This window comes from Pseudomonas sp. PB105 (genome assembly GCF_009764655.1).
Classification (GTDB): Bacteria; Pseudomonadota; Gammaproteobacteria; order Pseudomonadales; family Pseudomonadaceae; genus Aquipseudomonas; species Aquipseudomonas cyclaminis.
Genome location: NZ_RWIO01000068.1, coordinates 50,251 through 73,423, shown reverse-complemented (window position 1 = coordinate 73,423; position 23,173 = coordinate 50,251). Strand labels below are relative to the sequence as shown.

Genomic DNA, 23,173 nt, shown 5'->3' with positions numbered 1-23,173 from the left:
GTCGATCAGCTCTTGGGGAATGGATGGAAGGTCTCGCGGGGCCTCACGGGCCGGTTTCTTTTTGGTCGGCATACATGCACCTCTATCAACATGTTATGCCCGAACACAAAATTTATGACAGTCCCTCCCAGCAGAACGCATCTTGCGCCTCAGGTCGACGCATTCGTGGATTGGCTGAAGGAACATTTTCCTGTGCTACACCCCAGCTGGTTCACAGCGCATTAACCTGTAAACCATGTCCCCGGTTAGATATGTAAACGATGTCCCCGGTTTGTACCGGGGCAAGCCCGCTCACCACAACAAGCCACGGCGACCCGTGCCCCAAAAGACGATACGATCGCGCTCGCCCATGAGGTTTACGCAATACCGTAAACCCACGAAGCTTCGACCCCATCAAGGAAGATAAAAACAATGAGAACGGCTTTCTGCGCCCTGTTCCTGCTGTGCCTGACCGCTCCTGCCTTCGCTGACGAAATCCCCATCGGCTTCAAAACCAGCGTGCTTCCCGACCCTCACAACCAACGTCCACTTGAGTTGGCGGTCTGGTACCCCGCCACTACCACCGCAAAACCGCAGCTGATCGCCGACAATGCTGTCTTCATCGGCGCCCTCGCCGTGCCCGATGCGCCGCCGGCCAGCGGTGAACATCCCCTGGTCGTGCTCTCCCACGGCTACGGCGGCAACTGGGGTAAACAGGTGTGGCTGGCCAGTGCGTTGGCCCATCAGGGTTATATCGTCGCGGCGGTCAATCATCCCGGCACTACCACCAAGGACCGCAGCCCGCAAGCCGCCGCGCAGTTATGGCAACGCCCGGCGGACCTGAGCCGGGCTATCGATGCGGTATTGGATCAGCCAACCCGATTTGGCGCGGTAGCGAGCAAACAGATCGCCGCCGTGGGCCATTCCCTCGGCGGCTGGACCGTGCTGGCAATCGCCGGGGCGCGCTTCGATCCTGATCTCTTCGCGAGGGAGTGCAGCACCTACCCCAAGCTGGGCGGTTGCATCGGTTACCACGAGATGAACCCCGCCGCCACGCCAGCGGGCAAGGCCAAGCTGGCGGCTGATTTGAGGGACAAACGCGTCACCGCCATTGTGTCGCTGGACCTGGGCCTGTCGCGCGGCTTCACCGACGCCAGCCTCGCCGCCTTGCCAGTGCCGGCGCTGGTAATTGCAGGGGGTGTGCCAACGGAGGATATGGCGCCTGAATTGGAGTCCGCCGATATGGTCCGGCGCATGGCAAAAGCTTCAACGCAGTATGTGGAGATTGCCGACGCTACCCACTTCAGCTTCATGTCGATCTGCAAGCCGGGGGCGATTGCCTTGATTGAAGAGAGCTCGCCGGGGGATGGCATGATTTGCCGGGATGGCGAAGGGGCTCGGGCGCGAGGGGTAATTCAGCAGCAGATTGTGGGGCTGATTACTGGATTTTTGGGGCGACCAGACAACAATTAAAAGAAAGTGCTACCCAAGCAAAAATGCATCGAATACGATGCATTTAATTAGTTAAATCAAAAATGCACCGTATAGGATGCAAAAAATGAATGACTTGGGGACCCTTATTAAAAATCTGCGCAAGGCAGCCGGTCTTTCACAAAGCCAACTCGCGCAACGGCACGGAATGAGCCGTGCAACTATTTCAGGCATCGAGAACAACACCATACCTGAAGTAGGGATTCGCAAGGTCGCAGCAATCCTTGAGGGTTTGGGGTATGAATTGACCGCGACACCCAAGCGCCGACGTAAGACGCTCGATGAACTGAAATCAGGAAATATCCATGACTAGGCAAAATGACAGGCTGTATATCGGTGCTGGAGGAGTGGATGCGGGAACGCTGGGGATTGTCGGCCCACACCAGCTTGGTCGCATCAGCGTCTCCCACGACAGCGATGGCAAATCACTGCCTGAGATCAAACTCTCTGAGCTGTTGGTCTATGACGGGGCGAAAGATCTATTCGCCGATCTGATGAAAACTTATGCAGCCTACTCAGGTGTCTCTACCAGGAGCAGGACATCATGGGCCTCTTGCTTGGCGGTTCAAAGGCTTGGCCCAAACGTAAGATGCTGGTCAAGTTCGGTCGCAGCTCATGCAATTTGACGGAGTCTCGTTGCAACGAATTGCTTGCACGAGTGCACGGTGGAATGAGCCGCGCCATGGGGGAACTTTCTGATTATCGAATCGCCCATCACGAGTTTGACGCCGTGGGGGAAAAAATGACCTCCGCATGGGCGAAGGGGCTGGCGAGGAGTATTGAGCCGGAGTGATTGTGTTTGCTTGATAAAAGCTCCAGCGCAGTGCCGTCACATCGATAGCACTGATGATTACTATCGAACCACTCGCCTATAGGCTCACCAACCCCCGTTCCTATAATCGCCTCCCACGTCTTCCTGCGCCTGTCTTAAGGCCACATCCCCTCTTGGAACTCCTCACATGCCAAGCGCGAGCCAGGCCCCTAGCGGCCTTCCCGAACATAATCAACAAAGCGTCAAACAGCAGTGGCTGGCGATTCTTTCGGTTGCCGTGGGTGCCTTTGCCCTGGTGACCAGTGAATTCCTGCCGGTGGGCGTGCTCAACGACGTCGCCGCCGACCTCGGTATCAGCGCCGGCCACGCCGGTTTGATGGTGACGCTGCCCGGCATCATGGCGGCCCTCGCGGCGCCGTTTCTGTCGGTGAGCATTGGCACCATGGATCGGCGGTATCTGCTGATCGGCCTGACGTTGATCATGATCATCGCCAACACGGTCGTGGCCTTCGCCAGCGACTTCAACCTGCTGCTGTTCGGCCGTGTGTTGCTGGGTATCAGCATCGGCGGTTTCTGGGCGACGGCGATTGCCCTCAGTGGCCGCCTGGCGCCCAAGGGTGTGGGCGTGGCGAAGGCCACTTCGATCATCATGATGGGTGTGACCCTGGCCACGGTACTCGGCGTGCCCGTCGGCACCTGGCTCAGTGGTTTGATGGGCTGGCGCATGACGTTCCTGGTGACGGCGCTGGTGGGCATTCCGGTGTTGTTGGCGCAGATGTTCCTGTTGCCGAAGCTCACGCCGGAGAAGGCCATTCGCGTCAGTGATCTGCCTGCGTTGTTTATCAACCCACAAGCGCGGGTCGGGTTGATCGCGGTGTTGCTGATCGGTTTGGCGCACTTTGCGGCCTACACCTATGTCGCACCGTTCTTCAAGCACAGCTCCGGTTTTGATGGGCCGACCATTGGTTCGCTGTTGCTGTTGTATGGCGTCGCAGGGGTGATGGGCAATATTTTCGCCGGGTTCGCCGCTAACCGCAGCGTGCGTAACACCTTGCTGCTGGTAGCGCTGATGATCGGTACCAGCACCGCGCTGTTCCCGTACTTCGCCACTGGCATGACCGGCGCCGCGATGCTGATCGCGCTGTGGGGCTTTGCCTTTGGCGCGTTCCCGGCATGCGCGAGTATCTGGATGTTCGTGGTGGCGCCCAAGGATGTCGAGCGCGGCATGCCACTGTTCGTGGCGTTGTTCCAGGTGATTATTGCCCTGGGCTCGTTCTTTGGCGGGCAGATCGTCGACCAGATGGGCAGCGCGGTGCTGCTGAGCCTGGCCACGGCGCTGGTGGCTTGCGGGTTTGTGACGGTGCTGGTGTTGGGTCGCAGCGTCAGCAACAGCTTGGCGGCGCAGCCTTGCTAGCCATTGGCTGCGGTTTTTAAGCTGGTATCATCCGGGCACGTTTAACCCAGGTAGACACCCATGAATCGCCAGAAAAAACTGCAGCAGTTGTTCAAGGCCAAGGCCAAAAAGGCCAGCGCCAAATTGGCGCCCAAATCCAAGGACAAATACATCAGCAAGGCGGAGCGGGAAAAGCTGGCGGCTGAAGCCGATCAGGCGCCAGGCGTTTCCCCGCAGGACTGACTCAGCAGCCGCTCAGCGCCACCGGCCGGCGCTCGCCCGCAAAGAAAAACGGCCGCAGGCGCACGCCCACGCTGTTGCCGATAAACGCCGCCACCAACCACACCCAGCCATGCAGGCTGCCCGAGGCGATGCCGCTGAAGTACGCGCCGATGTTGCAGCCGTACGCCAGTCGCGAGCCATAACCGAGCAGCAGGCCGCCGATCACCGCAGCGATCAGCGAGCGGGCCGGGATCTTCAGGCTGGGGGCGAAACGCCCGGCCAGGCCGGCAGCCAACAGCGCGCCGAGGACGATGCCGATGTCCATGACGCTGGTGATGTCTTGCCACACCGGCGCCGCCAGGGCCTTGGCATTGCCCGGCATCTGCCAGAACGCCCAGGCGCTTACGTCCACACCCAGACCACTCGCCACCTTGGCGCCCCACAGGGCGAAGGCCGAGGTAATGCCCCACGGCCGACCGGCCAGTGCCAGGGTGGCGTAGTTGAGCAGCGCCAGACCAATCGCGCCCCACACCAAGGGCCACGGGCCGCGCAGGAAACGGCGCAGGCCTTGGTGTTCACTCTTCACGCCTTCTTCAAGCTGGCCATGACGGCGCTTTTCCAGGCGTACGGTGACGGTCGCGATGAGGGCGAACATCGCCAGGCTGGCGAGCAAGGCCGGCATTACGCCAAAGCTCTTGACGATGGACACCGCCGGGAACGCCGGCAGGGCGAACCACCAATCCACATGGTGCGTGGCGATCAACGAGCCGCAGATAAAGAACAACAGCGTCACCAGCATGCGCGCATTGCCGCCGCCCACGGTAAACAGCGTGCCCGAAGCACAGCCACCGCCCAACTGCATGCCGATGCCGAAAATAAACGCACCGAACACCACCGACACCCCGGCCGGCGCCACCAGCCCAACCACCGGTTGCCCAAACAAAGTGCCCGCTCCCAATGCCGGGAAGAACAGCAGCACCGCCAGCGTGAGCATCACCATCTGCGCGCGCAAGCCGGCGCCACGGCGTTCGTTGATGAACACGCGCCAGGCGGAAGTGAACCCGAAGGCCGCGTGATAAAGCGTCAGGCCCAATGCGGCGCCAACCACCAGCAACACTACCTGGCGCGAGCCGACGCTGTTTTGCAGGAACAAGGCGCCGAGCACCAGGATGATAAAGGCCACCAGCGGCGCGACGGGTTTGCGCGTGGGGGTTATGGAAAGAGAGGTGCTCATCGGGATCTCAGTTCATTTGAAGAGGATGGAATACGAGGCCGCAGAGTATAGACCCAGAACCCAGTGGTGAGCGGGCTGGCCCGTTCACTACAAATCAGCCGCGCCCCACCGACCCCGACACCGGAAGATTGCCCAGCAATTTAAGCCCGGTCGCCTTCACAAAGGTGTCGTAATCCATCGGCCGCTGAATCCGCGTTTCAGCATTGGGCAACACATACGCCCAGGCCCGCTGGGACGAGGCGTCGTACACCAACTTGAACAGACGCGTCGGCACCCACACCTGGTTGTCGCCCATGGTGCTGTAGCCCGAATCAAACAACGGCCCGGTAAACACAAACACATCGCCACCGGCGCGCACGGCGAATTTGCGCACGTCGGCCTCGACCTTGCTCCAGATCTTGCGGTTGTTGGTGGGGTCCTGGGGCACCATGTTCGACAGCGCGAACGACTGGGCCATGGCCTTGGCGTCCGGTGCATCGGCGGCCGGAGATTGGTGGCCACGGTCCATGGCCGGTTGCTGGCCACGGTAGTCACTCAACTCGGCGCGCGCGCCCTTGGGGATGCGCGGGTCGGCGTAGAAGTGGTTGGTGCGCTCTTCGCCTTTGGCGTCCTTGAGCTGGCGGGCGTTGAGGCGTTCGACCACCACCAGCGGCGTCTTGCTGGTTTGCGAATAGAGCACCGCAAAATGGTCGGAGCACAGCGCCAGGGGTTTCATGCTGGCGGGAATGGTGGCGGTTTTGATGGGTGTCGCGGCGGGGAAAATATCGGCGCAACTGTCGAACGAAAGGCGCTGTTCCTGGCTGGAATAGAGGTCCATCGCACCACGGGCCTGCGCCCCGGTGGACAGCAGCAAAAGGGTCGAGAGCGCGGCTGCAATATTGCGTAAGTGCATGTTTTTAAATCTTTTCGTGAGGATCAAGCGGGACCTATGGACCCTCACATTGCACTTTAGTGCCGACCCTGAAGAATCGAATTCCACGCGGCTTCGGCCAGCGGCTCTCGATACGCCTGAGGGCTCTTTTTAACCTTGCCCGAAAGCCAGGCCCGCGAGTAGTTTTCTGCCGCGCCGATGATCAACGAGGGGATCAATTCGGCAGGCAAGTGGCCGAAATACTCCTGGCGTCCCTCGGCGCTCATCCAGTCCTTCAATTGCTTGTTTCGCTGCTTGTTGCGCGACACCAGTTCGTCCTTGAACGGGCCGTTGGACACCGCAAAGCGGCTCTGAAAGACAAAGCGCGCCCAGTCCGGCTGTGCGTCTACCCACTCCACGTAGCTGTACACCAACGCCACGATGCCCTCGCGTGCGGTGTTCGCCTCTTGCAGGTAGCGATCACGCAGGGCGGCCTGGTCTTCAAGCGCGGCAAAAAACAGAGCGGCCACCAGCCCTTCCTTATTGTGCCGGTGGACATCTTCGATGAAAGCGACGTCAACGTGTTTACCGCGCGTATCACCATGAACGTGAAGCTGGCTTAGGCCCGGCTCAATGTCCCACTGCTGCGGGCCCATCGGCGGACCGCTTACCCGGTTTGAACCCATGGACCCGCGCCGTCCACGCAATGCACAGCGCCACGGCCACCAACCCCAGCATCGCCCACGGAAACGACCCCACTCCCCACGTCTCCAGCAGCACCCCGCCCACTACGCCGCTGCCGGCAATCGCGCTGTTCCACGCCACCACATTCAACGACAACGCCACATCCGCGCCCTCGCCCGCCGCATCCGCCAGGGCGGTTTGCAGCAAGGTCGCGGCGCCGCCGAAGCTCAGGCCCCACACCGCCACGCCGCAGTAGATCACCTCAGCCATTGAGCTCAGGCAGCCAAACACCACACAGACCAGCGCAAAGGCAGCCAGGCTCACCAGCACGGTCTTGCGCAACAGCGGCTCGACCAGCCTGGCCGTGATCCAGATCCCCGCCAACGCGGCACTACCGAACACCAGCAGGACCAGGTCGACGCGCTCCGCCAACCCCGCCGACGCCACGAAGGGGGCGATGTAGGTGTACAGAATGTTGTGCGCCAGCATCCAACTGATCACCACCGCCAGCACCGAGCGCACGCCTGGCGTGGTCAGCACTTGGCCCAGCGACAGTCGCTGGTGTGCGGGTTGCGGCGCATAGTCCGGCACTTTCACCAACACCCAGACGATCAACACTACGGTGAGCCCAGACATCAGGCCGAAGGCGGTACGCCATCCCACCAGCCCGCCAAGCCAGGTACCCAGCGGTACACCCAGCGACAGCGCAATCGGCGTGCCGACCATGGCCAGTGCCAGCGCCCTGCCCTGTTGATGAGGCGCGACCATGCGCCGGGCGTAACCGGCGAGCAGGCTCCAGGCCAACCCCGCCGCGACTCCGGCGAAGAAACGCGCCACCAGTGTCACGCCGTAGTGAGATGACAACGCGGTGATCGAGTTGAACAGCAGGAAACCGACGATGGTCAGCAGCAACACATTGCGCCGCCGCCAGCCACGGGTAGCGATGGTCATGGGAATCACCGCCAGCACCGAACCCAATGCATAGGCCGTGACCATCTGCCCGGCCATGGACGGCGAAATTGCCAGCCCTTCGCTGATCAACGGCAACAGGCCGGCGGGCAGGGTTTCGGTGACGATGCAGATGAAGCCGGTCATGGCCAGGGCGAGCAAGGCGCCAATGGGCAGGCGTTCGGACGAGGCCGGTAGAGTGAGTGAAGGCGTCACGGGAAGCTCCTTGGAAACAGACTTAAATACTGATCGATACAAATGTTGCAGGGGACCGGCGCACGTTGTCAACAACTTATGTATCGACTAGTATTTATCTCGCTTTCCACCGGAGTCTTCATATGGCACAAATGGGCCGCCCGCGTAATTTCGACCGTGCACAGGCTGTGGAACAGGCATTGCACCTGTTCTGGCAGCACGGCTACGACGCCACCTCTCTCGCTCAGCTCAAGGCGGGCCTGGGCGGCGGCATCTCCGCGCCGAGCTTTTACGCCGCGTTCGGCTCCAAGGAAGCCTTGTTCGACGAATGCGTGCAGCGCTACCTGACAACCTACGCCCAAGTCACCGAATGCTTGTGGGATGAAACCCTGCAACCGCGTCGGGCGATCGAGACCGCGTTGCGCCAGTCGGCGCGCATGCAGTGTGAAGACGGTCATCCCAAAGGCTGCATGGTGGCGCTGGGCGTGATGAGCGCGCCAAGCCCGGAGAACGCACGGGTGGCAGATGGCTTGACCCAATCGCGGTTGCGCACACGGGCCGGGATCGTGGCGTGTGTAGAGCGGGCGGTGCGCCAGGGGCAATTGCCGGCGCATACCCAACCGGTGGTGATGGCGACGGTGTTTGACAGTTTCCTGCAGGGGGTGTCGATCCTGGCACGCGATGGGATGGCGCATTCAGCCATCGATGCAGCGATCAGCCAGATTATGCTGACATGGGATGTCGCCGCGTCTGTCACGCCCCCGTTATCCAAACCGAAGGCTTAAATACACAATCACTGCTGGCCACGCTTGCTTTCGCTGATGGCACACCGCTAATCTTGCGAATAATTCTTATCCGCAGACGTAGCCTCCCATGTCGGCCAGCGACCTTCCCTTGAATCAGGCTGTCCATGTGCTCTACACCGAGCACCATGGCTGGTTGTTCGGCTGGCTGCGAAAAAAACTCGGTTGCCCACAGAACGCTGCGGACCTTTCCCACGACACCTTCGTACGCATCCTTACGTCCCGGGACGCCCTCGGCGCCCTGCGTGAACCGCGGGCGTTCCTCACGACCACCGCGCGCCACCTGATCATCGACCGGGCGCGCCGCCGTCAGCTGGAAGACGCCTACCTGCGCGAACTGGCGCTGACCATCGACATGATGGAGCACTGCCAGCAGTCGCCGGAGCAGATCCTGGTCACCCTCGAAGCGCTGGAGCAGATCGCCTTTGTGCTCGACGGCCTGGCCCTGAATGCGCGACAGGCGTTCCTGCTGTACTTCCTCGAAGGCCTGCGCCAGAGCGACATCGCCAGCCGCTTGGGGATTTCCGAGCGCATGGTGCGCAAGCACCTGATGAATGCCCTGCTGCACTGCAACCACGTGCTGGACATATGAGCGCCGACCTCGACCAACAGGCCGCCAACTGGGTGATTCGCCTGAATGAAGGCAACCTCAGCGAGCGCGAGCAGCAGCAATTCGAACGCTGGAAGATCGCCGACCCACAGCACGCGGCGGCCTTTGAGCGCTTGCAGGGGTTTGTCGGGCGCTTGCAGGCCTTGCGCCCGCAACAGGCACCGGTGCAAGCCGCACTGGAAGCGGCCCGGGTACGCCGGCGCAACCCGGCCGGCCGCGTCCTGCTGGGCTTGCTGATGGCGTTGCCGGTGGCCCTGGCATTGCGGGCGTATCCGCCCAGTTACCTGCTGGCCGACCAACGCACCGCCCCGGCGCACTGGCAGCGAATCAATCTGGAGGACGGTTCGCAACTGACCCTCAGCGGCAACAGCGCCGTGGACCTGACTTTCAACGGCCAGCAACGCCAGGTGCGCTTGCTGCGTGGTGAAATACTGGTGCAGGTGGCCCACGATGCCACGCGGCCGTTCAGCGTGGTGACTGACGACGGCCAGATGCGCGCCCTCGGCACCCGTTTCACGGTCAGGCGCGAAACGCCGGGCACGCTGCTGACCATGCTCGAATCGACCGTCGCCGCCACCGATGCCGGTCAACACACGGCTGTGAACGTCAGTGCCGGCGAACAGGCACGCATTACGCCGGACGCGGTGACGCTGCTGGGCAAGGTCGATCCCCGCGCCACGAACGACGCCTGGCAACACCACCAGTTGGTGGTACAGGACCGGCCGTTGCCGGAAGTATTGGATGAGTTGGCACGCCAGTACGGCGGCCATGTGCAGTTCAATCGCGAGCAATTGGCCGACCTGCGTGTGTCTGCCGTGTTGCCGCTGGACAACCCGCGTCGCGCCCTGCAATTGATTGCCGATGGTCTGCCGGTGCGCCTGCGCTCGTTCAGTCCGCTGTGGTTGCAGATCGAGCGTCACGAAAAATAGTTTCGCGTGCCGGGTTCCGCTTTTCAGCACTGCCCCGTCAAGGAAGAAAGCACCTCAATAACAGGAATTCTTCCATGCCGCGCCACCTCAAGCGTTCTCCCTTGCCTCTCGCCCTGGCGATCAACCTGGCCAGCCTTACCGCACTGAGCGTGGGCCTGTGCAGCCCGGTGGTCGCGCAAGAAGCGGCGCGGTATGCCATCGCCGCTGGCCCGCTGGGCCCGGCACTGAACCTGTTCGCCCAGCAGGCGCATGTGGCGTTGCTGTTCGACAGCACGACCGTTGCCGGTTTGAGCACCGCGGGTTTGCAAGGCGATTTCCCGATCAACCAGGGCTTTGCCCAGTTGCTGCGCGGCAGTGGCTTGCAAGCGGTGCAAGGCGCCAACGGGTATGTGTTGGTGCCGGTCAACACCGGCGGCGCCCTGGAATTGGGGCCGACCTCGATCACCGGTTTGAGCGAAGAAAGCAGCACCGAGCACGTCAAGGGCTACGTGGCCACGCGCAACCTCAGCGCGACCAAGACCGACACACCGATCATCGAAACCCCGCAATCGTTGTCGGTGGTCACCAGCGACGAGATCCGCGACCGGCAATCGGAAACCCTGTCGCAAACCCTCGACCTGACGCCGGGTTTCACCAGCCAACCCACCAGTTTCAACCGCACCTCGGACCGCTTTCGCATTCGCGGTTTCGATGTGGAATCCGCCACCGGTGGTTCCCTGCGCGATGGCCTGCGCCTGCAAAACAACTCCTACGATGGCGTGCAGGAACCCTATGGCCTGGAACGCGCCGAAGTGATTCGCGGCGCGGCGTCGGTGCTGTACGGGCAACTGTCGCCGGGCGGCCTGATCAATACCGTGAGCAAACGCCCGAGCCAGACGCCTTACCATGAGGTCAACCTGCAAGCCGGGCAGAACAACCGCAAGCAACTGTCCGCCGACTTCACCGGCCCCCTGGGCGACAGCGACACCTTGAGCTACCGCCTGACCCTGCTCGACCGCAAGAGCGACACCGCCGCCGACCATATCCAGAACGATAAGGTCTATGTCGCCCCGGCCCTGACCTGGCGACCGAATGACGACACCTCGCTGACCTTGCTGTCGTTCTACCAGAAGACCGAAACCGGCTTCTCCGCGCCCCTGCCCTATCAATTGACCAAAGGTGTGGGCAGCGGCAATTTCCAGATCGGCCGCCACGACTTTATCGGCGAACCGGACTACGACGAGATGAACGGCGAGATGTCGGCGCTGGGCTACGAGTTCGAGCATCGCTTCGATGAACACACGCGCATCAGCCATAAGTTGCGGTACTACCAATCGGATGTGACCTGGCGCTACCTGCAGGTCAACACCTCCGGCACCAACATCGCCACTGCTCAGACCTCCGGCCTGCTGCGTCGCCAGTACAGCGACCGCGAAGAACGCTCACGGGGCCTGGCCAGCGACACCCACATCGAAAGCAAATGGCAGTTCGGCGACTGGCAGCACACCTTCCTGCTGGGCTTTGATGGGTATGACACCAGCTACGACTCCCATAACTTCCGGGGCACTGCGCAGCCGCTGAACCTGGCGACCTACCAGTACGGCCAGCCGGTGGTGGTGAATAAAAACCCTGCGACCGACCGTGGCTCGCAAATCGACACGCTGCAAAAAGGCATCTACTTCCAGGACCAGATCAAGTTCGACGAGCGTTGGATCCTGCTACTCGGTGGCCGTCATGACTGGGCGGACCAGCACACCGAACTGTTCCGCAATGGCGACGACAGTGGCAAAAGCAATGAAGCCACCACCTGGCGCGCGGGCCTGGTGTACAAGGCCGACAATGGCCTGGCGCCCTACATCAGCTACAGCGAATCGTTCTTCCCGGTAGCCGGCACCAACAAGGCGGGTGAAAGCTTTGTGCCCACCCAGGGCAAGCAGTATGAAATCGGTATCCGCTATCAGCCCGAGGGCAGCGCCACGCTGCTGAGTGCGGCGGTGTACCAGTTGGAACAGCGCAACGTGTTGAGCCAGGACCGCACCGATATCAATTTCTCGGTGCAGGTCGGCGAGGTGCGCTCCCGAGGCTTCGAATTGGAAGCCAAGAGCGAAGTCACCCCCAACCTCAGTCTGATCGCGTCCTACGCCTACATCGACGCACGCATCACCAAAAGCGATATCGCCAGCGAAGTCGGCCAACGCAGCGAAGACACGCCCTATCACCAGGCCGCCCTCTGGGCCGATTACCGCCTGGCCGCGCTGGGCGTGCCGCAACTGCGCATCGGCGGCGGTGCTCGTTACAAGGGCACCACGCAGGCATCCGGCGTGCCGTCTTCGATGCCGGCTTACACGCTGTACGACGCCCGCGCCAGTTACGAAATCGACCCCAATTGGGAGGTCGCGCTTAACGCCAATAACGTCACCAATAAGCGCTACACCTACTGCGAGTTTGCGATTTGCCGCTATGGCGATGAGCGGCAGCTGGTCAGTTCGGTGACCTACCGCTGGTAACCGGGCGGGAACAAACACCGTTAATCATCGGTGGCACAAATAATAAAGGCGCTCCGAAGAGCGCCTTTATTCATCGCGGCATTATTGCTCGCTGATGGATTTCACCTCAGCCTTGGCTGCACCGCCAATCGCAATGCGCTTGGGTTTCGCTTCCTCCGGGACCACACGCAGCAGGTCAATGCTCAGCAACCCGTTGGCGAGCTGCGCGCCCTGCACTTCAATGTGGTCAACCAGGCGGAACGACAACCGGAACGCACGCTGGGCGATGCCCTGGTGCAGGTAAGTAATGCCCTCATCGTGTTCACGCTTGCCACCGGCGACGGTCAACACGCCTTTTTCCACCTGGATCTCCAGGTCATCCTCAACCAGCCCTGCAGCCGCGATGACGATCCGGTAATGATCATCGCCGTGCTTTTCGACGTTGTGAGGTGGATAGGTGGTACCGGCCTCGCTGCGAAGCGCCGATTCAAAAAGGTCGTTGAACCGGTCAAAACCAACGGAATGACGGAACAGTGGGGCCAACGAGAGAGTAGTAGCCATTGCGAAATCTCCTGAGTTTTCTCCAAGTGATTTGATCCGCGACCCGCATTCGGCATCGCGTAAACCCTAAGTAGGATCAGGGGGGAAAATTTCAAGCGGGACCCACAAAAAATTTTATTCGCGACGATGGGAGGGGGCGATACCCTGAGCTGGAACAATTCATGAAGGGCACATCGCGAAACAGCAATTGCGGACTAGACAGATGAGCGCACGGGGCCTTGCCAAATCTCTGAATCGTAGGATTAGAGACGCGTTCATGCTGGGTCACGCTGTGCGCTTTGATCACCCTGGAAAAATCCGAGGCAAAAAAAAGCCTGCATCGCTGCAGGCTTTTCCTATCTGGCTCCACGACCTGGACTCGAACCAGGGACCCAATGATTAACAGTCATTTGCTAGCTGTCAGGCGCACCGGGGCCACGGCGAAATGTGGCGAAGGGATAGAATTGCTGCATAGCGTGGATCGCAAAAATGCGTCACGCCAGGAAAGTTAGTCGGGTTGGGTTAGCTTGTCAAAGCGAGACAAATCAATGACTTGTAGGAAAAGGAGACAATTACTGTCGGCTACACGAGGCCAGACAAAGCTTCTGCGTAGCACTCAAATCTTTTCGATCGCCTTTTAAAGATCTGGCGTGGATGGAGCCACTCAAAAATCACCCCCTTCATTGCTGACGTATGGCGATTAAAAAGAATCGAGTCCTTACATTTGGATCGCTGGCCTGCGCTATGCAGTATTATCGACATTACTGTTCGTACAGAGCCTAACAAATCTCTAATAATCGAAGATCCTCAACAAGATCTGCGGCCTCTTCCGGAGGCAGCTCTTTCAGCATAGAGGAAAGGTCAATCTGCTCGACCAGCTCTAAGGCAGCATCCATATGATATTTCTTGACACTCTCAGAAGATCGACCCGCAGAAAGAATAAGGGCTGAAACTTCAAGCATCAATTTCTCAACTGGCAGGTCGAAGGAACTTTCAAGTTCGCTATAGGCAAAGCCTACTTCGCTTTCACCGTCACCCCAAGCGCTTCGATGCCTAAGCTTTAGTCTGCAGTAGCTGTAGTAGCTGCCTAAAAACCAAGCTCTAATTTCAGCGTAATTCACTCTTTCTTCCATCACAGAGTCTTCCTTGGTGGACGCAACATGACGCCCTAACATAAAAAGCGAAGGCAATATGCCTGCTTTATACCGTCCTTAGCGTTTCGGAAACACCCTTATAGCTTTTTCAACAGAACAGATCAATTCAGTTATTGTGTTCTCATCAATACTAAAATACAAAGGAAATTCTCGATCACTTGAGTAATCGTATACTGCACTTCTAGGATGGAAATTAAAATCGAGCATCACTACAAATTTCATATCACCTGAAAACTCGAACGCTAATTCACCCTCCATAAATTCAATCCTCGATGGCAGCATTTCAACCTGCAAGCTTTTAAGCCATTTCGACAAACTTACTAACTCATGAGTGCGTAAATAAGGTCCACACGCAGTCCAAGAGCCCTCGACTTCCTGCTCCGCCTTTATACAAATTATCAACCAATTAGCATCTAAGTCATCTTTCGCGTTAGGAAACTCGTATGTTTTTACTTCGCACGAAAATTTATTACCTCGGTCGGATAGACTGATCATACATTACTCCATATTTTTTGCCGGCCTAAAGGTAATAATCTTATTAGTCACTGGATTGACTATCGCCTCAAGTCCTTTATACCCATACCCTACGGTACCATCCCCTGCGTCAAACCTAATTTCATTGTTGAATATCTGCGCAATATCATTGGGTGTTTCAAATCCGATATTTTTCGTTCTGGAATCTTTTAGCCTAGTAATAGCATGGTTCGACAAATCTATTCCTGCGTTACCGAAGATACCCATCAACTCCTGATGAGTAAGATCTTGTAGGGGTCGATTTTGTGCTAAGCCCTTTAGCTCCACTCTATCACTGTACATATTACCAGGATCGAGTCGATACTCAGGCGTTACGTATTTCCCATCGTCCCGCTGCCCGTCCAGCGGGGTCCCACCGGTATTGGTAGCAGGGTTAACAACGCCGCCATTAGCGAAACCACCACTGCTCGGATTTGCTCCGTTAATCTCAAGAGTAGGGGTGATATAGGCCAAATGCTCAGGGTCGAGTTGATGAATCGGAAAGGAGGTGCCAAGCAAAATCTCCCAAACAGCGGCGGAAATCCTGATCTGTTGGGCCGCATCCTTTCCAGCCTTCGCACCTGACTCCACCAGCGAATTCGCAGCAATACGCGCTTTTTCCTGAAATGTCGCATCTGACGCTACCAGAACAGCACCGACAGCCACGACGACTGCTTCGGCCGCCACAGGAATCGCCACTAAATTGCTTGCGCCAGTTTTAGGACCGTTCAAGGTCATTAACAAGCTCATAACGATCAGAGCTTTATTGGGATCATCGCCCGCAATTTGAGTGAGCTTATCAATCAGCGCTTGGTTTTCAGGTGCCTGTTCTTTTCCGGTGATTCCCCCTATCGCTTTAGTGATCAGCGCTGCGCGATCTTCCGCATGACGACTACCTAACTGCCTAACCAAAGCTTTGCCGAGCATCTCTTTGGAGACGTCATCAGGGTTCATCCCTACGGTAATCTCTGCACCCGCGCCCAAAAGATCCAGCAATTGGTGAATGGTTTCCTCACCCCGGTCTCCAATTTTCTTAGCGTCAGTTGTCCATTGCGCAATCGTTGCAGTGGGGTTTGTCACCGCCGTCAATGAAGAGTCAGTTATGTAAAGATCTGTGCGCTTTTCTTTATCCTTGGTGACTTCGTAAGCTTTACTTACATCACGATTGAGGCCTGCGACAGCCGAAGCCGCGTCAGCAGCATCTCGAACAATTATCTCTCCCGAGCCAACCGTCGCACGGACCGACTGTTCACGTTCCTTGTCGTACTTCCAGCCCGAAACACTCCAACCGCTATCGCCGGCCTTCCCCTTACCCACTTGGCTTGGGTCTTGTGTGGTGCTCTGACCCTCTTTGTAGGAGCCGCCAACACTCAGGTAGTAACCATGCTCATTATCTTTTCCTGCGATGTCGTTGAACCCAAGCGTCCCTGTATCCAGTTTGAGATTACCGGTGTCTGAAGCGATCATGCTGGTCACGCTGTGCGCTTTGATCACCCCGGAGAAATCCAAGGCAAAAAAAAGCCTGCATCGCTGCAGGCTTTTCCCTATCTGGCTCCACGACCTGGACTCGAACCAGGGACCCAATGATTAACAGTCATTTGCTCTACCAACTGAGCTATCGCGGAATGCGCCGTATGTTACTGATTGAAAAGGAGAAGTCAAGCTTTCCCTGACAATCCTGGCGATTAATCCGGATGGCCGGTTGAACGCTGCGACTCCTTGGCCAACTCCAACCAGGCCCGGGCAGCGGGTGGGAGGTGGGCGCTGGCACGCCAGGCCAGGGCGATGTGCCAGTCGGTATGGGGTTCGTCCAGGGGGATCAGGGCGATGCCGGGGTGTTGGTGCTTGTGCGCCAGCATGCGCGGCAGGAAGGCCGCGCCGAGGCCGGCGGATACCAGGTCGACAATGAAGTCGATCTGGCCGCTGCGCGCCGCCACGCGAGGTTGCACGCCTTTACGCTCACAAGCGGCAAGGATCTTGGCGTTAAGGGCGAAGCCGGCTTCGAACAGGATAAATGGCGAATCGGCCAGGTCGCTGAAATCGATCCGTTTGCGCTGGGCCAACGGGTGGCTGATCGGCAGGACAGCCATCAGCGGTTCGTTACGTACGGGTTGGTAGTCGAACCCTTCGTCGATGGGCAACAGGAGAGCAGCCAGGTCGACCTCGCCTGCCTCCAGGCACTCGCGCAGCCGTTTGCTGCCGTATTCGGTGAGTTCGATGTCGATGTCCGGGTAACGGCGGCGATAGGTGGCGAACATTGTCGCAAACAGCACGCCGCAACCCACCGGCGGCAGGCCGATGCGCAATACGCCGCGCTTGAGGCCACGCAGGTCGTTGATCTCGGCCACCAGGTCGCTGTGTTCGGCGAGCAGGATCAGGGCGCGGCTGTAGGCGATTTCGCCAGCGGCGGTGAGTTCATTGCGGTGGCCGAGGCGGTTGAGCAGTGGCATGCCCAATTCATCTTCCAGGGTTTTGATCGCCTTGCTCACGCTCGACTGGGTCAACGCCACCACATCGGCGGCTTGGGAGAAACCGCCTTGGCGCACCACTTCGACAAAGGCACGCAGTGTTCTCAGGTTCATCAGTATTCCTTTCTCGACTGACCACTAGCGATAAAAGTTGCTTTTATCATGACAGAAGTTTGCCTATCTTGGAGGCACCTTGCCTTGCCGAGATTCCGTGCATGATCATTTCGTCCGCCTCTGACTACCGCGCAGCCGCCAAACGCAAGCTGCCGCGCTTCCTGTTCGACTATATCGACGGCGGCGCCTACGCCGAGCACACGATGCGGGCGAACAGTTCGGACCTGGCCGAGATCAGCCTGCGCCAGCGCATCCTGCGTAATGTCGACAACTTGAGCCTCAAGACCACGCTGTTCGGCCAGCCGCTGGACCTGCCGGTGATCCTCAGCCCCGTAGGCCTGACCGGCATGTATGCGCGGCGCGGCGAAGTGCAGGCGGCGAAGGCGGCGGCCAACAAGGGCATCCCGTTCTGCCTGTCGACGGTGTCGGTGTGCCCGATCGAAGAGGTGGCCTCCCAGAGCCCGCAGTCGATCTGGTTCCAGCTGTATGTGCTCAAGGACCGCGGCTTTATGCGCAATGCGCTGGAGCGCGCCCAGGCGGCTGGGGTCACTACGCTGGTATTCACCGTGGACATGCCGACGCCGGGCGCACGTTACCGCGACGCCCACTCCGGCATGTCCGGGCCGTTCGCGGCGCAGCGGCGCATGCTGCAGGCGGTCACCAAGCCGCAATGGGCCTTCGATGTGGGCTTGATGGGCCGGCCCCACGATCTGGGCAATATCTCCAAGTACCTCGGCAAACCCACTCACCTGGAAGACTACATTGGCTGGCTGGCCAACAATTTCGACCCCTCCATCAGTTGGAAAGACCTGGAGTGGATTCGCGAATTCTGGAAAGGCCCGATGATTATCAAAGGCATTCTCGACCCCCAGGACGCCAGGGACGCCGTGAGTTTCGGCGCCGATGCCATCGTGGTCTCCAACCATGGTGGCCGCCAGCTGGACGGCGTGCTGTCCACTGCCAAAGCGTTGCCACCGATTGCCGAAGCCGTGGGCGATGACTTGACGGTGCTCGTGGACTCCGGCATCCGCTCCGGGCTCGACGTGGTGCGCATGTTGGCCCTGGGCGCCAAGGCCTGCCTGCTGGGCCGCGCCACCGCTTACGCATTGGCCGCCGACGGCCAGCAGGGGGTGGAAAACCTGCTGGACATCTTTGCCAAGGAAATGCGCGTGGCGATGACGCTGACCGGCGTCACGTCGATTGACCAGATTGACCACTCCACGTTGGTCCAATCAGCCAAATAACTGACGTCATGCGCCAACAGCCGTTTTCTGCTTAGAAAACGGCCTTTGATTTATAAGGTTTTTTATTAAAGTAAACGAAGTGGCATGAATCTAGCTCTAACCACCTTCAAGCAGGTCAAGCGATGACAAGACGTGCGGCGGTACCCAGGGGTTATAACCCTCTGTAAAGCGGTCTAGACTGTTACTCATGTTTTACGGAACTGAAGGAACAGTTAGACGCTTGGCACTCGCCACTCTCATCGAGCCTGTAAGACAGCTAAGTGCTTAGAGGCCGATCGCTTATGAAAACACCTACCCAGACCAACGCAATTGACTTTGACAGCGCTAAATTGCAACGCCTGGGCTTTGGTCAGCCATCGATCCTGCCCCACCGCCCGACGACCGTCGCGCAACTTCGCCAGCAACTGGGCATGCAGTTGCAGACCAGCCTGGAGCCGGAGCGCATCCTGGCGGTGTTCTTCCGTGAGATCCAGCGCCTGGTGCCCCTCGACGCCCTGCACTACCGGCACCAAGCCAGTGACCTGCGCCTGGAATTCGGTCAGCGCGGCCACCACTCGGTGAGCTACAGCCTGAGCCATGAAGGCGAGCACTTGGGTGAGCTGATTTTCCGTCGCAACCAGCGCCTGGCCGAAGACGAACTCGGCCAACTCGAATCCCTGCTGGCCACCCTGCTCTATCCGATGCGCAACGCCCTGCTCTACCGCGCCGCGACCCGCAGCGCCCTGCGTGACCCATTGACCGATACGGGCAACCGTATTGCCATGGACCAGACTCTGCAGCGGGAAATCGACATGGCGCGCCGGCACCTGAACCCATTGTCCTTGCTGATGCTCGACATCGACCACTTCAAGGTAATCAACGACACCCACGGCCACGCCGCCGGCGATAGCGTCCTGCGCAGTGTCGCGTCGGCCAACAAGGGCCAGTTGCGGAACGTGGACATGGTGTTTCGGTTTGGCGGGGAAGAGTTTCTGATCCTGCTGTCCAACACGGGCCGGGACGCGTCAGCGATGGTCGGCGAACGGCTGCGCCAGGCGGCACAGGCCCAGGATTACTGGGTCGATGGCACACGGATTGAGTTGACGGTGAGCCTCGGCTGTTCGACTTTGCTGGCCGCCGAGTCGGCCGAGAGCCTGTTGCGCCGGGCGGACAACGCCTTGTACGTAGCCAAGCGCGAAGGCCGTAATCGCCTGGCAATGGCGGGGTAAAAACCCCCGCCATCGCCGTTACCTCATGCCTCGCTGGCGACGCGCAGCGGGCGTTCACGCACGACACTGGCCGGCTTGTCCATTTCCAGGCGCATGCAGCTTTCCAGGAACAGGTACATATAGTCGTAGCTCTTGCACACGGCCTGGCGAAGCTCTGTCTGCAGAGCCTTGGTCGGGTTCATCCCAGCCAGGGTGCAGATGATTTCCAGGGCTTCCCAAGGATGGGCATCGTCGTACTGGGCGTGCATCTTCAGCCATTTCATCGCACGCTTGCGGTCTTCCTCGGGGAAAGCCGCCGCATACACACCCGTGGAACACACCACGGCTGACCATTCCCCTGTCGCACCCTCGATGGCGTAGTTGGTCGCGGCTACGGCTACGATCAACGCATCGGAGGAGCTGGTGTGCCAGCACCAGTGACTCAGGGCATGCAGCTCCGGCGGCACGTTCTGGGCCTGCAACTCCTCAAGGCTGACGCCATGGGCGCGGGCCCAGTGCACCCAATAGTCGGCGTGGTTCAGCTCCACACGGATATTGCGCATCAGCCAGCGTCGCGCCATGTCCTCGCCGGGATGACGGGCAAATTTGGTCTTGGTGAGGTTCTGTGCCATGTACAAGGCAAACTGTTCCACCACGGGCCAGCCACCGATCAGGTAGTGACGCACGGTCTTGGCGCTGAGCGTGTTGTCACGCATGCGTTGGTACAGTTCGTGCTCGACAACTCGGCGCTTGCTCTCGCTACAGTCCTGGATCAATTGCTGAGCCCAGACGGGGTAGCTTGAGGCTTCCATAAGCGGGCCGGTTCTGTTGAAGGTGTCGATCACTGTTAAGGCTCCTTTTTAAGTGTGATTTACAGACCAGCAAATGTTTCAGCGGAATGTGCCGGGCGCCCTGAACAACAGAGGCTGCGGCCGCACAGGTCGACACTGCAAGCTATCAAAGGTAAACAATTGCGGTCGTTCAATCAGGTAGCCCTGAGCGTAATCCACACCAATATCGAGCAATGCCTGTTCGATTTGCGGTGTTTCAACAAATTCGGCAATTGTGCGCTTACCCATGACGTGGCCGATGTGATTGATCACTTCGACCATTGCGCGGTTAATCGGGTCGTCCAGCATATCCTTTACGAAACTTCCATCGATCTTCAGGAAGTCTACAGGTAAATGTTTCAGATACGCGAACGAGGACATTCCGGCGCAAAAGTCGTCCAGGGAAAAGTGGCAACCTAAGGCTTTGAGTTCATTAATAAAGCGAATAGCACTGCCTAAATTGGCGATAGCACTGGTTTCAGTTATTTCAAAACAAATCATTTCTGGCGGAATGCTGTAAGTGTCGAATTTCTCATGCAAAAACCCGAGAAAGTCATCATCGCCAATGGTTATTCCTGACAGATTGATCGCACACATGGCCATAGGTCGGCCCGGACGCTCGTGCATGCAACGGGCGATGATCCTGAACACGTTCTCCACCACCCAACGATCCAGCGACGTCATCAACCCGTAACGCTCGGCGGCCGGGATAAAGCTGTCGGGCAGGATGATCCGACCCGCCTCGTCATGCAGGCGCAGCAGGATTTCAATATGCCCGTTGCCCGCGTCGGTATTTCCCAGAGGCGAGATTTCCTGGGCGTACAGGCAGAACCGGTTCTCTTCCAGCGCCATGTGCAATCGTTGCACCCAGGCCATTTCGCCAAAACGCAGGGACAACTCCGAATCATCGGCGTGGTACACCTGCACCCGGTTGCGGCCTTTTTCCTTGGCCATATAGCAGGCCATGTCGGCGGCGCGCAGCGAGGTCTCCAGGGTGGTCGGGGTCTGGGAGATATGCACCAGCCCGATGCTCACGGTGGTCATGAACGGCCGGCCCTTCCATACAAAATGCAGGCTCTGCACCGTATGCCGCAGGCTCTCGGCGATTTTTTCCGCCGCCGCCGCCGGGCAGTGTTCCAACAGGATGCCGAATTCGTCGCCGCCCAGGCGCGCCAAGGTGTCGCCTTCGCGCAAGGCAGATTGCAGCAGCGCGCAGATATGGCGCAGCAACTCGTCACCTGCCGCATGGCCGCAGGTGTCGTTGACCAGTTTGAACTGGTCGAGGTCGAGGAACATCAATGCATGCCGACCGCCTTCAGGCTGCCCGGCCATGTGCAGGACCTGTTCCAGGCGATATTCGAATTCGCGGCGGTTGGCCAGGCCGGTCAAGGCGTCATGCGTGGCCTGCCACGACAGGTTGGCAATATATTGGCGCTCCTGGGTCATGTCATGCAGCACCAGCACTGCGCCGCTGATCTTGCCGGCGCTGCGAATCGGCGCCCCCACCAAGGTGACCGAAACCGTGCTGCCGTCCAGGCGCTGGATGGTTTTTGAATGCTCGCTGCCGCCCCGGAAGTGGCCGTTGACGATGTGTTCGATCAGGGTAAAGCCGTCGGGTTGGGCGTTGTCATCCAGCAGGTTGAACAGCGCCGCCAGAGGCAGGCCCTGGGCCTGGGTTGAATTCCAGTGGGTCATGGCCTCGGCTGCCGGGTTCATATAGGTAATGGCACCGTCGACATCGGTGGTGATCACCCCGTCACCAATCGACTCCAGGGTGATTTGCGCGCGCTCCTTCTCGGCCTGCAGGGCATCGGCGAAGGCATGGCGCTGGGTCAGCAGCTTATGGGTACGTAACAGCGCCAGGACGATCAGGCCCAGCGCCGTCGCCAGGTTGGTGATCAGCAGCAACCGCAGGATCATCCGCGAGCCTTCGCCCAGGGCATCGCTGAAGGCTTTGGCGGCCGGCGTCACGCCTTCGTTGATCGCGGTGATATGGGCCTTCCACTGCCGCACATCGTTAGGGTTGACCTGGTCGACGCTGATCGCGCTGTGCATTTCACAGGCCAGTTGGTCCAGCTGAACCAGATAGCGATCACCCACCGTCCACAGTTCGATGGCTTTTTCCAGGTAGCTGAAATGACGAAAGTTGAGGTACAGCCAGATCAGGCTGGTGGCATCATCCGGGTGGTTGCCGCCCTTGAGGATGCCCAGACGCGCGGCATCCAGGTCGGGAGTGGGACGGTCCAGGGCGATACGCAACTCATGGCCGCCCTGGGGCACGGCGATGGCTTGCTGGTATTTGAGATAGGTGGCCTGGTTGCGGTCATCGGCGTACAGCGTCAGGTAATAGATAGCGTCCTTCTGGCCCTTTGACCATAAGCTCTCGCCGCCCACATAGCCTCGTACCGCTGAAAGCATGTAGAGACTTCCGCAGCCCAACAATGCCTGGAACAGCACCACGGCGATAAAGGGCCAGACAATGCCCAACAGCCGAGGCGTTCCGAGAGTCCGCTTTTGCTTCATGAAGTCCCTTGCATATGCACTGCTG

21 protein-coding genes, 2 tRNA genes and 2 pseudogenes are annotated in these 23,173 nt (G+C 59.2%); 12 read left to right on the top strand and 13 right to left on the bottom strand.

Annotation, left to right across the window (positions count from 1 at the left end; all coding sequences use genetic code 11):
• Positions 1 to 126 precede the first annotated feature (126 nt).
• The 6 genes and pseudogenes from EJD88_RS27580 to EJD88_RS18230 all read left to right on the top strand — a co-directional run.
• Positions 127 to 225 (top strand): annotated as a pseudogene (locus EJD88_RS27580) (LysR family transcriptional regulator); the annotation flags it as partial.
• A 186-nt stretch (positions 226 to 411) separates the two neighbouring features.
• On the top strand, positions 412 to 1,452 hold the full coding sequence (locus EJD88_RS18250) for an alpha/beta fold hydrolase (RefSeq protein WP_158878666.1): 1,041 nt from the start codon (positions 412 to 414) through the stop codon (positions 1,450 to 1,452).
• Positions 1,453 to 1,537: 85 nt separating this feature from the next.
• Positions 1,538 to 1,783 (top strand): helix-turn-helix transcriptional regulator, encoded by a 246-nt coding sequence (locus EJD88_RS18245; RefSeq protein WP_099586302.1) that lies wholly within the window; start codon positions 1,538 to 1,540, stop codon positions 1,781 to 1,783.
• 231 nt (positions 1,784 to 2,014) lie between these two features.
• Positions 2,015 to 2,263, top strand: a complete 249-nt coding sequence (locus EJD88_RS27260; RefSeq protein ID WP_256673694.1) for a hypothetical protein — start codon at positions 2,015 to 2,017, stop codon at positions 2,261 to 2,263.
• Positions 2,264 to 2,429: 166 nt separating this feature from the next.
• Positions 2,430 to 3,656, top strand: a complete 1,227-nt coding sequence (locus tag EJD88_RS18235; RefSeq protein WP_099586303.1) for an MFS transporter — start codon at positions 2,430 to 2,432, stop codon at positions 3,654 to 3,656.
• A 60-nt stretch (positions 3,657 to 3,716) separates the two neighbouring features.
• Positions 3,717 to 3,878 carry a DUF2986 domain-containing protein gene (locus EJD88_RS18230; RefSeq protein ID WP_099586304.1) on the top strand — a complete coding sequence of 54 codons (162 nt, stop codon included), beginning with the start codon at positions 3,717 to 3,719 and terminating at the stop codon, positions 3,876 to 3,878.
• 1 nt (position 3,879) lies between these two features.
• Here the strand turns inward: EJD88_RS18230 and EJD88_RS18225 are convergent, their stop codons facing one another.
• The 4 genes and pseudogenes from EJD88_RS18225 to EJD88_RS18205 form a co-directional block, all read right to left on the bottom strand.
• Positions 3,880 to 5,091 carry a YeeE/YedE family protein gene (locus EJD88_RS18225; RefSeq protein WP_158878665.1) on the bottom strand — a complete coding sequence of 404 codons (1,212 nt, stop codon included), beginning with the start codon at positions 5,089 to 5,091 and terminating at the stop codon, positions 3,880 to 3,882.
• Positions 5,092 to 5,185: 94 nt separating this feature from the next.
• Positions 5,186 to 5,983, bottom strand: a complete 798-nt coding sequence (locus EJD88_RS18220) for a DNA/RNA non-specific endonuclease (protein ID WP_099586306.1) — start codon at positions 5,981 to 5,983, stop codon at positions 5,186 to 5,188.
• 56 nt (positions 5,984 to 6,039) lie between these two features.
• Positions 6,040 to 6,495, bottom strand: a pseudogene (locus EJD88_RS18215) (TetR/AcrR family transcriptional regulator); the annotation flags it as partial.
• Between the two features lie 76 nt (positions 6,496 to 6,571).
• Entirely contained in the window at positions 6,572 to 7,789 is a 1,218-nt protein-coding gene (locus EJD88_RS18205; RefSeq protein WP_158878664.1) for an MFS transporter, read from the bottom strand.
• Positions 7,790 to 7,911: 122 nt separating this feature from the next.
• On the opposite strand from EJD88_RS18205, the gene EJD88_RS18200 reads away from it, so the two are divergent.
• From EJD88_RS18200 to EJD88_RS18185, 4 genes are all read left to right on the top strand, one after another.
• A complete protein-coding gene (locus EJD88_RS18200; protein WP_158878663.1) occupies positions 7,912 to 8,553 on the top strand; it encodes a TetR/AcrR family transcriptional regulator in 642 nt (213 codons plus the stop codon).
• A gap of 88 nt (positions 8,554 to 8,641) precedes the next feature.
• Positions 8,642 to 9,163, top strand: a complete 522-nt coding sequence (locus tag EJD88_RS18195) for a sigma-70 family RNA polymerase sigma factor (protein WP_099586309.1) — start codon at positions 8,642 to 8,644, stop codon at positions 9,161 to 9,163.
• Entirely contained in the window at positions 9,160 to 10,110 is a 951-nt protein-coding gene (locus tag EJD88_RS18190) for a FecR family protein (protein WP_158878662.1), read from the top strand. Before EJD88_RS18195 ends, EJD88_RS18190 begins: the two co-directional genes overlap by 4 nt.
• A gap of 74 nt (positions 10,111 to 10,184) precedes the next feature.
• Positions 10,185 to 12,596: a TonB-dependent siderophore receptor gene (locus EJD88_RS18185; protein WP_158878661.1), complete on the top strand. Its 2,412-nt coding sequence runs from the start codon at positions 10,185 to 10,187 to the stop codon at positions 12,594 to 12,596.
• 81 nt (positions 12,597 to 12,677) lie between these two features.
• On the opposite strand, the gene EJD88_RS18180 is transcribed toward EJD88_RS18185, so the two are convergent.
• The 7 genes from EJD88_RS18180 to EJD88_RS18150 form a co-directional block, all read right to left on the bottom strand.
• On the bottom strand, positions 12,678 to 13,136 hold the full coding sequence (locus tag EJD88_RS18180; protein WP_112196305.1) for an Hsp20 family protein: 459 nt from the start codon (positions 13,134 to 13,136) through the stop codon (positions 12,678 to 12,680).
• A gap of 340 nt (positions 13,137 to 13,476) precedes the next feature.
• A tRNA-Asn gene (locus EJD88_RS18175) sits at positions 13,477 to 13,560 on the bottom strand.
• Between the two features lie 334 nt (positions 13,561 to 13,894).
• Positions 13,895 to 14,248 carry an Imm2 family immunity protein gene (gene imm2 / locus EJD88_RS18170; protein WP_158878660.1) on the bottom strand — a complete coding sequence of 118 codons (354 nt, stop codon included), beginning with the start codon at positions 14,246 to 14,248 and terminating at the stop codon, positions 13,895 to 13,897.
• Positions 14,249 to 14,326: 78 nt separating this feature from the next.
• Entirely contained in the window at positions 14,327 to 14,764 is a 438-nt protein-coding gene (locus EJD88_RS18165) for a hypothetical protein (RefSeq protein WP_158878659.1), read from the bottom strand.
• A gap of 3 nt (positions 14,765 to 14,767) precedes the next feature.
• Entirely contained in the window at positions 14,768 to 16,258 is a 1,491-nt protein-coding gene (locus tag EJD88_RS18160) for a hypothetical protein (RefSeq protein ID WP_158878658.1), read from the bottom strand.
• A gap of 73 nt (positions 16,259 to 16,331) precedes the next feature.
• A tRNA-Asn gene (locus EJD88_RS18155) sits at positions 16,332 to 16,407 on the bottom strand.
• Positions 16,408 to 16,467: 60 nt separating this feature from the next.
• Positions 16,468 to 17,364: a LysR family transcriptional regulator gene (locus EJD88_RS18150; protein WP_099586317.1), complete on the bottom strand. Its 897-nt coding sequence runs from the start codon at positions 17,362 to 17,364 to the stop codon at positions 16,468 to 16,470.
• Between the two features lie 101 nt (positions 17,365 to 17,465).
• Between EJD88_RS18150 and lldD the strand changes: the two genes are divergently transcribed.
• Both lldD and EJD88_RS18140 read left to right on the top strand, forming a co-directional pair.
• The gene (gene lldD, locus EJD88_RS18145; RefSeq protein ID WP_158878657.1) at positions 17,466 to 18,608 is read left to right on the top strand and encodes an FMN-dependent L-lactate dehydrogenase LldD; all 1,143 of its coding nucleotides are present in this window, start codon (positions 17,466 to 17,468) and stop codon (positions 18,606 to 18,608) included.
• Positions 18,609 to 18,889: 281 nt separating this feature from the next.
• Positions 18,890 to 19,816 (top strand): GGDEF domain-containing protein, encoded by a 927-nt coding sequence (locus tag EJD88_RS18140; RefSeq protein WP_158878656.1) that lies wholly within the window; start codon positions 18,890 to 18,892, stop codon positions 19,814 to 19,816.
• Positions 19,817 to 19,839: 23 nt separating this feature from the next.
• Here the strand turns inward: EJD88_RS18140 and EJD88_RS18135 are convergent, their stop codons facing one another.
• Together EJD88_RS18135 and EJD88_RS18130 are read right to left on the bottom strand one after the other, a co-directional pair.
• Positions 19,840 to 20,607, bottom strand: coding sequence for a TenA family transcriptional regulator (locus EJD88_RS18135; RefSeq protein ID WP_178117277.1), 768 nt, complete (start codon positions 20,605 to 20,607; stop codon positions 19,840 to 19,842).
• 78 nt (positions 20,608 to 20,685) lie between these two features.
• Positions 20,686 to 23,148 (bottom strand): EAL domain-containing protein, encoded by a 2,463-nt coding sequence (locus tag EJD88_RS18130; protein WP_158878654.1) that lies wholly within the window; start codon positions 23,146 to 23,148, stop codon positions 20,686 to 20,688.
• Positions 23,149 to 23,173 lie beyond the last annotated feature (25 nt).